Source organism: Aequorivita sp. CIP111184 (assembly GCF_900489465.1).
Classification (GTDB): Bacteria; Bacteroidota; Bacteroidia; order Flavobacteriales; family Flavobacteriaceae; genus Aequorivita.
Genome location: NZ_UEFQ01000016.1, coordinates 314,202 through 330,434, shown reverse-complemented (window position 1 = coordinate 330,434; position 16,233 = coordinate 314,202). Strand labels below are relative to the sequence as shown.

Annotated in this window: 11 protein-coding genes and 1 pseudogene; 6 read left to right on the top strand and 6 right to left on the bottom strand. The window is 37.7% G+C overall.

Features of this window, described 5'->3' with window-relative positions; all coding sequences use genetic code 11:
* Window positions 1-1,907 (bottom strand): annotated as a pseudogene (locus tag AEQU1_RS07390) (hypothetical protein); the annotation flags it as partial.
* A gap of 139 nt (window positions 1,908-2,046) precedes the next feature.
* On the opposite strand from AEQU1_RS07390, the gene folE reads away from it, so the two are divergent.
* The 5 genes from folE to AEQU1_RS07365 all read left to right on the top strand — a co-directional run bounded on the left by folE (window position 2,047) and on the right by AEQU1_RS07365 (window position 6,047).
* Entirely contained in the window at window positions 2,047-2,727 is a 681-nt protein-coding gene (gene folE / locus AEQU1_RS07385; protein WP_111879999.1) for a GTP cyclohydrolase I FolE, read from the top strand.
* A gap of 19 nt (window positions 2,728-2,746) precedes the next feature.
* The gene (gene cysS, locus AEQU1_RS07380; protein WP_111879997.1) at window positions 2,747-4,231 is read left to right on the top strand and encodes a cysteine--tRNA ligase; all 1,485 of its coding nucleotides are present in this window, start codon (window positions 2,747-2,749) and stop codon (window positions 4,229-4,231) included.
* Between the two features lie 7 nt (window positions 4,232-4,238).
* Complete coding sequence (gene yidD / locus AEQU1_RS07375) at window positions 4,239-4,484, top strand: membrane protein insertion efficiency factor YidD (protein WP_111879996.1); 246 nt, start codon at window positions 4,239-4,241, stop codon at window positions 4,482-4,484.
* A gap of 64 nt (window positions 4,485-4,548) precedes the next feature.
* Window positions 4,549-5,478, top strand: a complete 930-nt coding sequence (gene lgt / locus AEQU1_RS07370) for a prolipoprotein diacylglyceryl transferase (RefSeq protein ID WP_408730900.1) — start codon at window positions 4,549-4,551, stop codon at window positions 5,476-5,478.
* 74 nt (window positions 5,479-5,552) lie between these two features.
* Window positions 5,553-6,047, top strand: a complete 495-nt coding sequence (locus tag AEQU1_RS07365) for a DUF192 domain-containing protein (RefSeq protein WP_111879992.1) — start codon at window positions 5,553-5,555, stop codon at window positions 6,045-6,047.
* A 101-nt stretch (window positions 6,048-6,148) separates the two neighbouring features.
* Here the strand turns inward: AEQU1_RS07365 and secDF are convergent, their stop codons facing one another.
* From secDF to AEQU1_RS07340, 5 genes are all read right to left on the bottom strand, one after another.
* A complete protein-coding gene (gene secDF, locus AEQU1_RS07360) occupies window positions 6,149-9,193 on the bottom strand; it encodes a protein translocase subunit SecDF (protein ID WP_111879990.1) in 3,045 nt (1,014 codons plus the stop codon).
* 141 nt (window positions 9,194-9,334) lie between these two features.
* Window positions 9,335-9,889, bottom strand: coding sequence for a hypothetical protein (locus AEQU1_RS07355; protein WP_181566731.1), 555 nt, complete (start codon window positions 9,887-9,889; stop codon window positions 9,335-9,337).
* 130 nt (window positions 9,890-10,019) lie between these two features.
* Window positions 10,020-10,874: a hypothetical protein gene (locus AEQU1_RS07350; protein WP_111879987.1), complete on the bottom strand. Its 855-nt coding sequence runs from the start codon at window positions 10,872-10,874 to the stop codon at window positions 10,020-10,022.
* A gap of 17 nt (window positions 10,875-10,891) precedes the next feature.
* Complete coding sequence (locus AEQU1_RS07345) at window positions 10,892-12,931, bottom strand: TonB-dependent siderophore receptor (RefSeq protein WP_258455208.1); 2,040 nt, start codon at window positions 12,929-12,931, stop codon at window positions 10,892-10,894.
* 82 nt (window positions 12,932-13,013) lie between these two features.
* The gene (locus tag AEQU1_RS07340) at window positions 13,014-13,406 is read right to left on the bottom strand and encodes a hypothetical protein (RefSeq protein WP_111879985.1); all 393 of its coding nucleotides are present in this window, start codon (window positions 13,404-13,406) and stop codon (window positions 13,014-13,016) included.
* Window positions 13,407-13,654: 248 nt separating this feature from the next.
* Between AEQU1_RS07340 and AEQU1_RS07335 the strand changes: the two genes are divergently transcribed.
* Window positions 13,655-16,207, top strand: a complete 2,553-nt coding sequence (locus AEQU1_RS07335; protein WP_111879984.1) for an adenosylcobalamin-dependent ribonucleoside-diphosphate reductase — start codon at window positions 13,655-13,657, stop codon at window positions 16,205-16,207.
* Window positions 16,208-16,233: the final 26 nt, after the last annotated feature.

The following is a 16,233-nucleotide window of genomic DNA, read 5'->3' as shown; positions in this document are numbered from 1 at the left end:
AATATGTTGGCATCATTGTCCGTAAGGTTGAAAACCCCAGAGGTCGTGCCATCGTCGCACTGGTACAAATCAACAGCAGGGTTGGCAATGGGCTGGGGTGCCAATATAAGATTAAACTGAGTAGTAGCAAAACAACCTGGAACAGTATTGTTTTCTACACGAGCAAAAATAAACCCTGAACCCGTAACCAAGTAAGGCTGTGGCAATGGATTGTTCCCTGAAATTGCATCTGCGGGATTACTGTGGTAAGTAACGGTAAACTGTAAAGGGTTTTGACCATTTAGAATAATAGCGTCAAATGTGGTGTTTAAATTAATTGGCTCTTGCCCATTCCCTCCTAAATCGCAAACATAATATGGGCTCGCAGGAGCTGTTGCCGTAGCTGCAGCATAGGTAATTTCAAAAAAGTCAATAGCATAACATGAACCTGTAGGCTCTTCAATTCGAACCCAAATAATTTCAGAAGAACCAACTATTGGATATGCATTTGCAGGAACAATAGGATTTGCACCAGTGGAAGCTTCCAATTGACTATGGTGATATGTTATAACAAACAAAGGATTCTGACCTCCCCGAACATCGTCATCATTTTCTGTTAAATCAAAAATACCTGGATTAGTGCCATCATTGCAAATATTAATATTTTGAGGACGACTTGCTATAACAGGTTGAGGAAGAAAATCTATATCAATACTATCAGAGATTGTACAACCATTATCAGAAGCTTCAACAGAGTATGTTCCGGAGTTTGGAGGATTAACAGTATAAGTAGCGTTAGTTGCCCCTGCAATAGGAAATCCATTAAGAAACCATTGATAAGTTACAGTGGGGACACCTGTTTCAGCATCTAATGTAATTGGTGCTGGATTACATGTTTCAATATCAGGGCCCAAGTCTACAGAAAACGTAGCTTGAAGAGAAACTTCAACATCATCTGTTAAAATCACAACATCGCCATTACAAGAGTTGGTATAAGTAACTCTTGCTGTATATGTTTCTGTTCCAGAGGGGCAAACATTTATTGTGGGAGTTGTACCCACAACATTTCCTAGGGCGTCCAACCATTCAAAGACATAGGTTTGAACTCCATCTGGTGAAAACTGCCAAGCCTCGTTTGTTGTTGCCCAAGGTGAGTCTGAAGTATTTCTACCAGGAGGAACGTAGGCTATAGTTCCAGCATCGTTTTGAATTCCTAATGCCGCATTTCCATCATTCCATCCTGGGCAGGAGGGCTTATTCAAAATATACATTTCAATTACATTCGAAAACTCATAAAAAACGGCCATTTGAGTTGCCAATAAGCCATTGCAAGCGACTGAAAACATGGGCACTTGGTAATAAGAAACCACTAAAACTCTATTAGGGTATACACCAATTACTTCATAGCCTATCTCTTCCGAAGAGGATTGAGTGGGATCCATATCATGTACCGGCAATAAGATATTTGCTTCCCCTAGTGCATCTTCAAAATTATTTGGGAGATCACTATTAAATTCCCAAGCATTGGAAGCCGCACCCGTGTCTCCTGGGTCTACATCAAAGCGAACTACACCGTTTGATCCTATTTGAAATTGAGTTTCAGTATTTCCAAAAAAACAAAAGTCAAAAGGTAAATTATCTACTGGAGACCAAGCATCGTCTATATTTGGATTCAGAGGGTTGGCAAGCCCATTAAATGGAAATGGAGGTAAATACGGTATAGAAGTTATAGTATATGTACTTCCAGAAGTATCGAAAGTCTGTAGAAAATCTGCTGTTAAATCTGTGCAACCAACACTACAATCAACTACAATATTTGGACCGGCGTCAACAAATAATGACCCGGGGCCTTGTGAGAAACTAATTAACGGAACTGTTAATAAGAGTATTAAGATATAAAAATCACGTGGGGAGTAAACTTTATTCATATTTTTTGGAAATAAATTGGGGGAAAATTAAGAAAATTTTATGAAAACGTAAGGTTTATAAGTCTTAAAATAAAAATTTACAGTTTCAATACCTAAATGGTAATGCGTATCTTTGCAAGCCTATATAAGGAGATAATAAATGGATTTAGAAAAACAACTTAAAGAGATTGAAGCAATGGGGAATGACCATATTGGGAGTTCTTCAGAAACACCCATGCGAACAGATGCCTTTGAGATGAGCGATATTGAAAAGATTGCAAGTATCAAAAAAGATGTCCAAAATATCATGCACACTTTAGGACTTGATCTTAATGACGATAGTCTAAAAGGAACACCAACCCGTGTTGCAAAAATGTTTGTGCAGGAAATTTTCGGTGGGCTTCATCCAGATAGAAAGCCAAAAGCATCAACTTTTGAAAATAAGTACAAGTATCAAGAAATGCTAGTAGAGAAGAATATTACCCTCTATTCTACCTGCGAGCACCATTTGCTCCCTATTGTAGGGAAAGCACATATTGCCTATATTTCTAACGGATCTGTCGTTGGACTTTCAAAGATGAACAGAATTGTTGATTATTATGCAAAAAGACCTCAGGTTCAAGAACGCCTAACCATGCAAATTGTAAAAGAATTGCAAGAGGTTTTGAATACCGAGGACGTAGCCTGTGTAATTGACGCTAAACACCTTTGCGTAAATTCTCGCGGAATTCGGGATATTGATAGCAGTACCGTAACTAGTGAGTTTGGCGGTGCTTTCAAAAATTCTGAAACACGAAGAGAATTTTTGGACTATATAAAATTAGACACCCAATTTCAATAGTATTTTTAAAAGAAAATTAATGGGCCTTTATCAACAGCAAGAACTTTACATTTACAATTCCCTTTCAAAAAACAAAGAAAAATTCACTCCCATTCACGAAGGCGCAGTAGGCATGTACGTCTGTGGACCTACGGTTTATAGTAATGTGCATTTAGGCAACTGCCGAACTTTTCTATCTTTTGATTTGGTTTTTCGCTATTTAAAACACTTGGGCTATAAAGTCCGCTATGTGCGAAATATTACTGATGCTGGCCATTTAGAAAACGACGGCGAAAGTGGTGACGACCCAATTCTTAAAAAGGCGCGAATCGAGCAATTGGAGCCAATGGAAGTTGTACAAAAATACACTGTGGATTTTCACACTACCATGGCGAAATTTAACGCCTTGCCACCAAGCATTGAACCTACAGCTACCGGCCATATTTATGAACAAATTCATATAGTTGAAAAAATAATTAAAGAAGGTTTTGCATATGAAAAAAATGGCTCTGTCTATTTTGACGTGCTAAAATTCAATGAAACCAACAACTACGGAAAACTGAGCGGAAGACACTTGGAAGATATGATTGCCAACACGCGCGAGCTTTCTGCACAGACCGATAAGAAAAACCCGCAGGATTTTGCGCTTTGGAAAAAAGCCGAACCGCAGCACATTATGCGCTGGCCATCGCCCTGGAGCGAAGGTTTTCCCGGCTGGCATTTGGAATGTACTGCAATGAGTACAAAATATTTAGGAAACAACTTCGATATCCACGGGGGTGGAATGGACTTGAAATTCCCACATCATGAATGTGAGATCGCACAAGCAGAAGCTTGCAATCACACTTCTCCAGTAAATTATTGGATGCACGCCAATATGCTTACGCTTAACGGTAAAAAAATGTCAAAATCTACTGGAAACTTTATTCTTCCGAATGAAATGTTTACTGGTGAAAATGATGTTTTAAGCAAGCCATTCTCACCTACGGTTACTAAATTTTTTATGTATCAGGCTCATTACCGGAGCATTTTAGATTTCAGCAGTGACGCTTTGGAAGCTTCTGAAAAAGGCTTCAACAGATTGATGGATGCCCATAGAATGTTAGGCTCAATCACTTCTTCAGAAAAAAGTAGCGTTGACATTCAAAATTGGCGAAAAGCTTGTTATGACGCGATGAATGATGATTTCAACAGTCCAATTTTAATTGCACAGCTTTTTGAAGCAGTGAAATTTATAAATTCATTAAAGGAAGAAAAAGAAACTATTTCAGCAAACGACTTGAAATTGCTAAAGCAAACGATGAACGATTTCCTTTTTGATGTTATGGGATTGGAAGATAGTGTTTCGGAAAATTCACTGGACGGCGAAAAACTTTCTGCTGCGGTTGAACTTCTTATTCAATTAAGAAACCAAGCTCGCGCCAATAAAGATTTCGCGATGAGCGATAAAATTCGCGATGAACTTTCATCGAAAGGAATCCAACTGAAAGACGGAAAAGACGGGACCACTTTTTCAATAAATTAATTCTTGTTTGAAAAAGATAATCACATATCCTTTTGTTTTGTTGATAAAAGGATATCAATATTTTATTTCGCCAGTATTGCCTTCCAGTTGTCGCTATACGCCAACGTGTTCTCATTATGCAGTTGAGGCGTTACAAACACACGGTATATTAAAAGGCGGCTGGCTTGCAGCAAAAAGAATTGCAAGCTGCAATCCTTGGGGTGGCTCTGGCTACGACCCCGTTCCACCAAAAAAAGAAATTATAGATAAATGAACTATTTGAGTCACAATACTTTTTCGGTTTTGCTATCTTTACCCTGCTCAATAAAATCCCTATTATGCACTATTTAAGTTTTACTTGGAACCCTTCCGAAGGAATTGACCTTGGTTTTTTTATGATCCGTTATTACAGTTTAATGTTCGTTGTCGCGTTCACACTAGGCTGGATCTTGACCAAAAAGATTTATGAAAGGGAAGGTCTTTCGCAAGAAAAACTAGACAGTCTGTTTATCTACATGGTTGTTGCTACTCTTGCGGGTGCGCGTTTGGGTCACGTTATCTTTTATCAACCTGAGCTTTTTGTACAAGACCCACTTTCCGTGTTTTTACCAATACAAACAGTTCCCGAATTTGAATTTACTGGCTTTCAAGGTTTGGCTAGCCACGGGGCAGCAATTGCTATTTTAATTGCGATGTATTTTTACACGAAAAACGTTATTAAAAAACCTTTCCTATGGATTATGGACCGCATTGTTATTGCTGTGGCTGCTGGTGGTATTTTTGTGAGAATTGGGAATTTCATGAATTCTGAAATCATCGGAAAACCTTCGGGAGACTTTCCGCTTGGGGTTCGTTTTGTACACGAAGGCATTCGGAAACAGGATGCCGTAAATGCAACTGGAATTAAAGAACCAAGCAAAGCTTACGATGCCATTGTGCATAATCCGCAGTTTTCAGAATTACTGAACGCTGTTCCTTTTCGGCATCCGGCACAGCTTTATGAAGCAGCCGGTTACGTAATTGTGTTTTTGGTGTGCTGGTATTTATACTGGAAAACAGAGCGCAGAAAACAGATTGGTTACATCTTCGGAGTGTTTTTGATCCTTCTTTTTATGGTCCGTTTCTTGGTTGAATACGTAAAAGCAAGCCAAGGTGGGTTTGAGTCTGCACTTGGCCTACTTTCCACGGGACAATGGCTCAGTATCCCTTTCATAATAGCGGGAATCTATATTATGTGGAAAGCTTCAAAAAAACCAATTACTGAATAAAAAAACAACCGCGAATACACAAATTATTTTTTTAAAAAATATTCTTGTATTTGTGGTCTTTAATATTTCTTTAAATGAAAAAAATACTTGTTTCCGCCGCAATCGCTGGCTCCATTCTTACCTTTTACAATTGTAAAGACAACACAAATTCAGAGAGCAAAAGCCTTACAAAAGAAATAAAGTTCACCAATGAAGGGGAACTTTATTTATTAAAAGCCGAAAGTGATTCCATCATCACAAAATTAGATATTGAAATTGCTGATGACGAGTACTCAACCCAAACGGGACTAATGTATCGCCATTCTATGGCCGAAAATCAAGGAATGCTTTTTGTTTTTAACGATTCAAGACAGCGCTCGTTCTATATGAAAAATACCGAAATTCCGCTGGATATATTATATTTTAATTCCGAAAAGGAAATTATAAGCATCCAAAAAAATGCAAAACCATTTGATGAAACTTCGCTTCCTTCAGATGCAGCTTCACAATATGTTTTGGAAGTAAATGCGGGGCTTTCCGACAAATGGAAGCTTGAAAAAGGAGATAAAATTCAGTTCACGAAAAATTAAATAAAGCTTTAATTTTTTAAAATTTCAGAATCAAATTAATTCAAAAATAAAAAGACCTTTCCAAATTGGAAAGGTCTTTTTTTATTTATTAAAGAAACGACTTATGCATCCAATGCAGGAGCAGCCTCTTCTTCTTTTTTATCGATTAAATCTTCGACTTTTTTACGCTTCACTGTATCATACATAATTGGCGTTGCAATAAACAATGATGAATAAGTACCGACTACGATACCTACGATAATCGCAAACAACAACCCTCTAATAGATTCTGCCCCGAAGAAGAACATACATAACAACACGATAAGCGTGGTGAAAGAGGTGTTCAAGGTTCTTCCTAACGTGCTGCTTAAAGCTACATCGATAATACGGTTCATTTTCCAAGTTGGGTGTTCACCAAAGTATTCACGAATACGGTCAAATACAATTACAGTATCATTAAGCGAGTAACCAATTACGGTAAGGATAGCCGCAATAAATGCTTGGTCAATCTCCATGCTGAATGGCATAAATCTATAGGTTAAAGAGAAAACTCCAAGAACAATAAGCACATCGTGGAATACAGCTGCAACCGCACCCAAACTGAACTGCCATCTTCTAAAACGCAATAATATGTAAAGGAAAACTACAACCAGAGAGCCAAATACTGCCCAGAAAGAGTCTTTCTTAATATCATCTGCAATGGTAGGGCTCACTTTGTAATATTCCATTCTACCAATGGTTTTTCCTTCGCGGTCTCCAACGAAATCCTCGTAGGTCATATCTGCCGGCATATCCTTTTTAACAGTTTCAAAAAGCATATGCTCTATTTCCTCATCTATATCGGTTCCCGTTTCATCAACCTTATATTTGGTTGTAACCTTCAACTGGTTATCACCACCGTAAGTTTTTGCCTCGGCACTTCCAAAGGTTTTAATCAGATTGTCCTGAATTTCCTGTGAATTTACATCTTTTGCAAAACGAACCGTGTAAGTACGTCCACCCACAAAGTCTACACCTTGGTTAAGTCCAAGGGTAAATAAAGAACCAAGACTTATCAATATCATAACTCCAGAAATAACATAAGCAACCTTACGTTTTTTCAGGAATTCAATACTTACATTTTTGAACAGATCTTTTGTAAAAGAAGTTGAACAAGGTAATGATTTTCCATTTTTTGTATAACTGTCAATAAATAATCTTGTAATGAAAATTGCAGTAAACAAGGAAGTAGCAATACCTATTAATAAAGTAGTTGCAAAACCTTGAATTGGCCCCGTTCCGAATACCAAAAGAATCAAACCAGTTAAACCTGTGGTTATGTTTGCATCAAGAATAGAAGATAATGCATTATTGAAACCATCTTTAATGGCGTCTTTTTGGGCCTTCCCTTTTGCGAGTTCTTCCTTAATCCTTTCAAAGATAAGTACGTTCGCATCTACAGACATACCTATGGTCAATACGATACCTGCAATACCTGGCAAGGTAAGTACCGCGCCAAGACCTGCTAATATTCCAAAGATGAAGAGAATGTTTACCAACAAAGCGATATCGGCAAAAATACCTGCTTTTCCATAGTAACCAATCATCCATAAAAGAACGATTACAAGTGCAATCAAGAAAGACATTACACCACTGCTTATTGCTTCGTGACCAAGTGTTGGTCCAACAACTTCGCCTTGAATAATCTCAGCAGAGGCAGGCAATTTACCTGCGCGCAATACATTGGCCAAATCCTGACCTTGTGGTACGGTAAAATTTCCTGAAATCTGGCTACGTCCTCCGGCAATTGGACCTGAAGTTACGCCTGGTGCAGAATAAACAATATTATCAAGCACAATAGCAATCTGGCTTTGATCTTGGTATGCATTGCCTGTCATTTGTTCCCAAACTTTAGCTCCTTGACCATTCATTTGCATAGAAACAACTACACGGCTCAAATTGTCAAACTCTTGTCTTGCATCTACAACAACACTTCCGCCAAGTGGAGGAAGACCATCCTTTTCGCTTTTTATGGCATATAGTGCTGTAACTTCTTCTCCATTAAGCTGTGGGCTTGCTTCTGGCAATCCCCACATAAATTTTGCGAAACGTAATTCGTTAGGCAATAATGATTTTATTTGCGGGTTACGCAAATAACTATTGATATCTGAAGTATCTTTTAATTTAAAGGTAGCAATTACCGGACCTCCTTGGCTTCCCAATGAAACCATTTTTGAAAGTATTGGGTTAGTTTTGTTATCATCGGTAAGAGAATCTTTTACATCTTGACCACCCAACAATTTGCTAACATCATCTTCTTCCGTTTTGGTAGTATCACCAGCAGTTTCTGTTGTCTCTAAAGATTTTGTTGTTTCAGTAGCATTTTTCGCAATAGCCAGTTCACCTGCTTTGGTATCAGCGGCTTGAAGGAAGCCTGCCATGTCTTCAAATTTATAAACGTACCAAAACTCAAGCTGAGCAGTACTTTGAAGAAGTTTCCTCACCCTGTCCACATCTTTCGCGCCAGGAAGTTCTACAAGAATTCGTGCAGATTTTCCTAAACGCTGGATGTTTGGTTGGGTTACCCCAAATTTATCAATACGTTTTCTCAATACCTCAAATGCAGAAGTAATTGACTCATCAATTTTCTTTTCTATAACTGGTTTTACCTGTGCATTAGTCATCCCAATGTTAATAACATCTTCTAAATTTTTGTTGAAGAAAATATCTGGTGATGCCAGGTTGTTTTCGCCCGGAAGTGCTTCAAAAGCCTTGAAAAAAGACTCTAAGTATGTATCTTGGCTATCCTTTTGAAGAACAGTGGCATTTTCCAACGCTTGGTTGAATGCAGGATCTTTGGTTTTGTTAGCAAGACCTTTCAAGATATCTTTTACAGAAACCTCTAGAATCACGTTAATACCACCCTTAAGGTCAAGACCTTTGTTCAGCTCTTTTTCTTTAGCTGTTTTGTAGTCAATTCCTAAAAATACGGTATTGTTAGCTACAGAGTCCAAATAGCGGGCTTCTGCATTGTCTCTTTCGTGTGGTTGCTCTTCAGAAAATTTGCTATTGGCAAACTCTTTAGCGCTGTCTTCCACTTTGTTCGCGACAAATGTAAAAGAGAGCTGATAAATACTCACCAATCCAAAGAGGATGGCAAATACGGTAATTAGTCCTTTGTTTTGCATGTTTATATTTTTTGGTCAGATTTTAAAAACGGGCAAATATATGATTTGCTGTTAGATCTGACAATTATCGTGGTTATATAAAATTAATTTTTGTGACTTCGTAATTTTAAAAAAAGAAGTCATTTTTGAGAAGAATTTCTTTTAGGATAAAGGCCCTGCCCTTACCTCTGGAATTTTATGTGTAGTATTATCAAATAAAAGTGAAGCATCACGGTAGTTTTTATACAATACCCTTTCAATACTATGTTTGAAACAAAAGTTAGTTTCAGAAGTACCCAAAGAAACTATCGGGTTTAAATACTGGTCTTTTGCAGACTTTACTTCTACAGGCAAACCGTGAAGCCCCAAATCAGAACCAGAATCTTTTTGGATTTTGCTAACAGCTAATCTATAGGTATTATGTTCATCACCAAAAGGAATTTTAGAAGAATCTCTCTGTTCATCAAAAGTGCTATACCCAAGGCCGAGCTTGTTCTGATTATCAAACAAATCTTTTATTATAGCGACATCAACTTTGCTATAATAAGTTACTTTAAGCTTTCCGCCACGTATTTCTGAAACCTGAAACACCTCAATGCCAACAGCTTTTAATTGGCTTGTTATATTTGAAATAGCTTGTTCCGCTTCATCAGTACTTATTGAAGATGCATTAAACTGAACCACAATTTCTTGGTTAGGCATTGTAGATTGCTCCATGCTTATTCCAAAAAAAGCAAGGATAATTATTATTCCGGTAAAATACCATCTCCAGTTCACGCGCCAAATATAAAAAAATAAAGACTGTATTGCTACAGTCTTTAAACATTATACCATTAACCTCCTGAAATTAAAACTCCAATTCAAAATAAAGGCTACTCTCTGGATTTAATTCTGTTACATCCTCACCTTTCAAAACATCGCCACTTGCACTCAAAAGTTTTAAATTTATTTTCCAGTAACCGGTCATCGTTAAAGACAACTTACCATTGTACATTTTGGTCGCTGCATTATAGGTTAAATCCTGATTATTTGGCGAACTGTGGTTGCCCATTCCCGGCATTCTTGGATCGACAGTGATTTTAAAATTTTCTACAATTGAAAAAGTCATCATATTTTCCATTTTGTAAAGCACCGCCTGAAAATCGTTGATTGCTACCTGCGGTTCTTTAGGATTTACATAGGCCATAACATATCTGTTATCGTCGCTTCCCATAAAAACTTGTACTTTATTAAGGCCATCTGCTGGTTGGGCTACAGAAACACGGTGAGTTTCTGTCATTGCTTGACCATTTAAATTATAGTTTAGCGTAACGTCCCAATATTCTGTAGCGTTACCGGGCATCTGAAAAACGATATATCCTTTATAAACTGAGCCCTCTTCAGAATTACTCAACATACTGTGTGGCGCGGAATGTTCCAATGTTTCCATATGCATCATTGGCATCCAAGTTGCTTCGGCATTCGTAACATATTTGCTACTAGCCATATCTTTTATTCTGATTGAAATTTCATTGTAACCCACTTCCAATGCAGTTTTTTCCGAATAGATTTCTACAGAATGATCCGCTGAAGGAAATTCATAAATTTTGTTCAGACCTTCCACAGGATTAGTTTCCATTGAGGTTTCGTCATTGTCCTCGGAACAACTTACGAAAGAGATTGAAAGAATTAGTATTGCGAAAATATATTTTAGTGTTTTCATATTGTTATTTTTAGAAATTAATTTACTGAATAAGAAACGGTTAAATAAAAGTTTCTGCCCATCCGGGGAATGTTGTTCCAATCGGTATAGGACGAATAATTAGTGTCAAGAATATTTTCAATTCCAGCTTTTACGAAAAGGTCATTTTCATTTATAAAGAAACGCTTGCCGAAACTTGCCGAAAGCGTGGCGTAAGCTGCGGTTTTTGTTTCGCCATAAGCAGGATTGTAATTAGTTTGCTCCCCAGCACCTTCAACAGAAAGCGATGCGGAATATTGGTTTTTATAGAAATCGAGCCCACTTCTATATGAGAGAGGACTTATAAGCGGTAAATTTTCACCCCCTTCATCAATGCCGCGATGATACGAAATCTGACTCATCAATTTAAAAGCATTTGAAATATTATACCTTCCCGAGAGTGAAGCATTAAAAAGCTGCGCATAATCAAGATTGGTATAAATTTTTACTCCATCGGCACCAATGGTCATCGTGCTGAGCGAATTATCCACCACTCCAATTATATAATTGAAAATATGGAAATAATTTGCCCCAGCAGTAATTTCAAAAATTGGTTTTTTATAGGTTACCGAAAGGTTGGCATCTGCAGAACTTTCGGTGTTAAGGTCTGGGTCGCCAATATAATCATGGTTATCAAAACTATTGAACAGATAAAATCCATACCCTTCCGAAACCGAAGGCGCGCGTTCGCCATACGAAAGACCACCGTTTAAGTGAAAATCATTCAGCATTTTGTGATATTGTGCCGAAAAGCTTTTCAAAAAACGGGTATTTGTCTTATCCATTTCGGGATAGAAAATTTTTAAGCTATTCAACCCAAAATCATCTGCCACTGTATTTGAATGGTAAGCCAAACGCGTTGAAAGTTTTAACGAAGATTTTTCAAATGAAATGTGATCTTCGGCATAAAAACCAACGTCTTTGGTGCGCACATCTGGCCACGTTAACATAAACATCAACGGCTCGTTGCTGTTGGTTGGGTACATTGTCATTTCAGCATAACTCTTATTATAAAACCCATCCATCTTGAAAAAGAAATGATTCTTTTCTTTGTTGAAATTCAGTTGCGAATAAAACCCAGCAGTTTCACTCCAGCCCGGCATATCCATATGTATCAATACATCGGGACGCTTGGTGTCATCCATTATATGCTTAATGTTATTATAATACACTTTGGATTCCCAATTGGTAAAATTGCCCAACAAAGTATCCTGATTAAAACTCACCGAACCGATTACCGCCCGCGCCAAGGAAACGTCCATTGTTAAGGCTGGATAACCCACATCGTTCGCTTCATCATATATTAAGGTAGCAGAAATAGATTTGTCCGCGGTCAATTTATAGCCAGAATTGACAGAGAAATTATATTTTTCAAATTGCGAAAAATTTACTTCTTTATCACCTCCAGCATAGTAATTATCAGCCTTACGATAAATTGCATCGGTATTCAAATAGAATTTTTCATCGGAATAATTCAGTTCGCCTCCAAAAACGCGCATTGCATTGTTACTTTCAAAAGCACTTTCCAAAGATCCGTTCCATCCGGTGGGTTTAAAATTGCTTTTGTCCAGTTTCAAGTTGATGCCCCCGCCAATGGTATTTCCAAAGGCAGCACCTTGTTGGCCAGAGCCAATCTGTGCTTCCGAAAGATTTGACACGTCAACATATGAAGTTATTGGATCCATTTTATCGGTACACGCGCCGAAAATCTGCATCCCATCAATGGTGATGGCCAAACGTTCCGAAGCCATATCGTTCATCGTTGGCTCCCACGCATAGGCGCCTCGTTTCACCATATTGATACTGCGCGATGATTCCAAAAATTCGTCGAGCGTGGATAACGGTTTTCGTTGTTTTTGATGGTCTAATTGTTTGCCCGCCGAGATTACAATAACCTCATTTAGTTGGATTAATTTTAGACTATCAACGGGTGTTTCTTGGGCATAGATTTGCGATGTAAAAATTCCGCAAAATATTGTGCACCAAAGACAGCCCATAAGTATTCCGCTTGAAGGAAATACACTTATAAATGCTTTCATTTAATAATAGTTTTGATAATTTATTAAGAATAGTCATCTTAAAATTTCCTGTAGAAATTTCAAAATAAACCTGAACTATAAATTATACAAAACGTGGCGGATGCAGAATTTTTGAAGTAAAAAGAGAAGAATTCAAATTTGGGTTATACCCAATATTCTCTATAGAATTGATTTCTATTTTGGAAATAAAAACATATTCATTTATATTTTCTGAAATAATAAACTGCGGAATCTCGGTTTTTGAAGTTTTGCTGCTGAACGGATTTTTATCCTCTGCCCCAGCCTCCTTTGCCAATTCTTTTGTTAAATGGCACTTTCCATTACAATGCATTTCTGGTTTGTCTTTGTTCACGCAAAGCACGTTTACTATATAATCATAATTTATTACATAATCAACAACCGGCCACATAGGTTTTGTGAGCATTATTAAGGAAGCGACAATGAGAATTGCATTTTTCACCTGGCAAAGATACATTCATAATGAACTTAGAAGAATGATTTTCATCATATATTAATCTAAATTTAAAATATTCGAATAATTAGAATATATTTTCAAAATTTGTCAACTTTACTGTGTTGATAAATTCTTATACAATTGAATATTAATATATTAACACCTATTTCTTGACAACTTTAAATTTATAATATTAATTGGACGTTACTAATTGGTTATATTTACCTACTTTAAATACGAAATTAAAACAATCAAAATTTTATAAAAATATGCAAGTAAAGACAGTCATCTCTAACCCAAAAACTTACACTCAGGAAGAAGCTTTTAGCTCCTCTGTTGAATACTTTAATGGCGATGATCTTGCTGCCCGCGTTTGGGTGAATAAGTATGCTCTCAAAGATTCTGAAGGCAATATTTACGAAAAAACTCCGGACGATATGCACCGCCGAATTGCAAAAGAAATAGCGAGAATTGAACAACGCTATGAAAATCCTTTGACTGAAGAGGAAGTTTTTGAAGCAATAAAAGGCTTCAAATACATTGTACCACAAGGAAGCCCAATGGCAGGTATCGGTAACCCATACCAGATTGCTTCGCTTTCCAACTGTTTCGTAATTGGTAATGATGGCGACTCAGATTCCTATGGCGGAATTATGAAAATAGACCAAGAGCAAGTACAATTAATGAAACGTCGCGGTGGAGTAGGTCACGATCTCTCACACATCCGGCCAAAAGGATCACCTGTAAAAAACTCAGCGTTAACCTCAACCGGAATTGTTCCATTTATGGAGCGCTACTCAAACTCTACTCGCGAAGTGGCGCAAGATGGCCGCCGTGGAGCCTTGATGCTTTCGGTATCAATAAACCACCCCGATTCCGAAGATTTTATAGATGCCAAAATGGAGCAGGGTAAAGTTACCGGAGCCAATGTTTCAGTGAGAATGGACGATGCTTTTATGCAAGCCGTGAAAGACGGGACAAACTATTTACAGAAATATCCTATTTTCAGCGAAAACCCAAAGAATACAAAAGAAATTGAAGCTGGAAAGCTTTGGAAAAAAATTGTACACAACGCATGGAAATCTGCCGAACCTGGAATTCTTTTTTGGGATACTATCATTAACGAGAGTGTGCCAGATTGTTATGCAGATTTGGGCTACAAAACAGTTTCAACTAATCCATGTGGCGAAATTCCACTTTGCCCCTATGATTCTTGCCGATTGTTGGCCATCAATTTGTTTTCCTATGTAGAAAATCCGTTTACTGATAAAGCCGAGTTTAATTTTGAACTTTTCAAAAAACACATTGGTATTGCCCAAAAAATAATGGACGATATAATTGATCTGGAACTCGAAAAAATAGATGCAATAATTGCTAAAATAGACGCAGATCCACAAGGAGACGAAATAAAAGCTGTTGAAAAAAATCTTTGGAAAAATATTCAAAGAAAAGCCGAAGAAGGCCGAAGAACAGGAATTGGAATCACCGCGGAAGGCGATATGCTTGCTGCTTTGGGAATAAAATACGGCAGTAAAGAAGGCAACGATTTTTCAGTTGACATTCATAAAAAAATGGCAATTGAAACATATCGCGCTTCAGTTTATGCCGCAAAGGAAAGAGGGGCTTTTAAAATCTTTGATTCTGAAAGAGAAAAAAGCAATCCGTTTATTCTTCGCCTAAAAGATGCCGATGAAAAACTGTATTACGATATGCTTGAATACGGCAGAAGAAATATCGCTCTTTTGACTATTGCCCCAACAGGCACTACCAGTTTAATGACACAAACATCTTCTGGTATTGAGCCTGTTTTTATGCCAGTTTACAAAAGAAGAAGAAAAGTGAACCCAAACGATAAAAACGCGCGCATTGATTTTGTTGATGAATTGGGCGACAGTTGGGAAGAATATGTAGTTTTTCATCACCGTTTCAAGCAATGGATGGAAGTGAATGGCATTGATACCAATAAAAATTACAGCCAGGAAGAGCTGAATAAGATTATAAAGAAATCGCCTTATTACAAAGCAACCTCTAATGATGTTGATTGGCTAAGCAAAGTTAGAATGCAGGGAGCAGTACAAAAATGGGTGGATCATTCAATCTCAGTAACCATTAATTTACCAAACGATGCTACAGAGGAATTAGTAGGGAAATTGTATTTGGAAGCTTGGCAAGCAGGCTGTAAAGGAGTTACTGTTTACCGAGATGGCTCACGTTCCGGAGTTTTAATTTCAAATGAAGAAAAGAAAGAGGAAGACAATGAAACACTGACCGCTTTCCCAACAAAACGCCCGGAAATTTTAAAGGCAGACGTAGTTCGTTTTCAAAATAGTAAAGATAAATGGATTGCCTTCATCGGTTTGATTGATGGAAAACCTTATGAAATTTTTACTGGTTTTGCTGATGACGAAGATGGGATTATGATTCCGCGCTGGGTGAATGACGGGGTGATTATCAAAAATCGAAACGAAGACGGAACTTCACGCTATGACTTTCAGTACAAAAACAAAAGGGGTTACAAAACCACTATTGAAGGACTTTCACATAAATTTAACCCAGAATTTTGGAACTATGCAAAATTGATTTCAAGCACGCTTCGCCACGGAATGCCCATTGAAAAAGCGGTAGACCTAATTAATAGTTTACAGCTGGACAGTGAAAATATAAATACTTGGAAAAACGGTGTTGCTCGTGCGTTGAAGCGTTACGTCGCAGATGGTACTGAGGCCAGAAAACAGAAATGTGAAAACTGCAAGAGCACTTCGCTTATTTATCAAGAGGGTTGCTTGACTTGCAAGGATTGTGGGTCTTCGAAGTGCGGATAGTTTTATAATCAGCCCTCTCACTCACA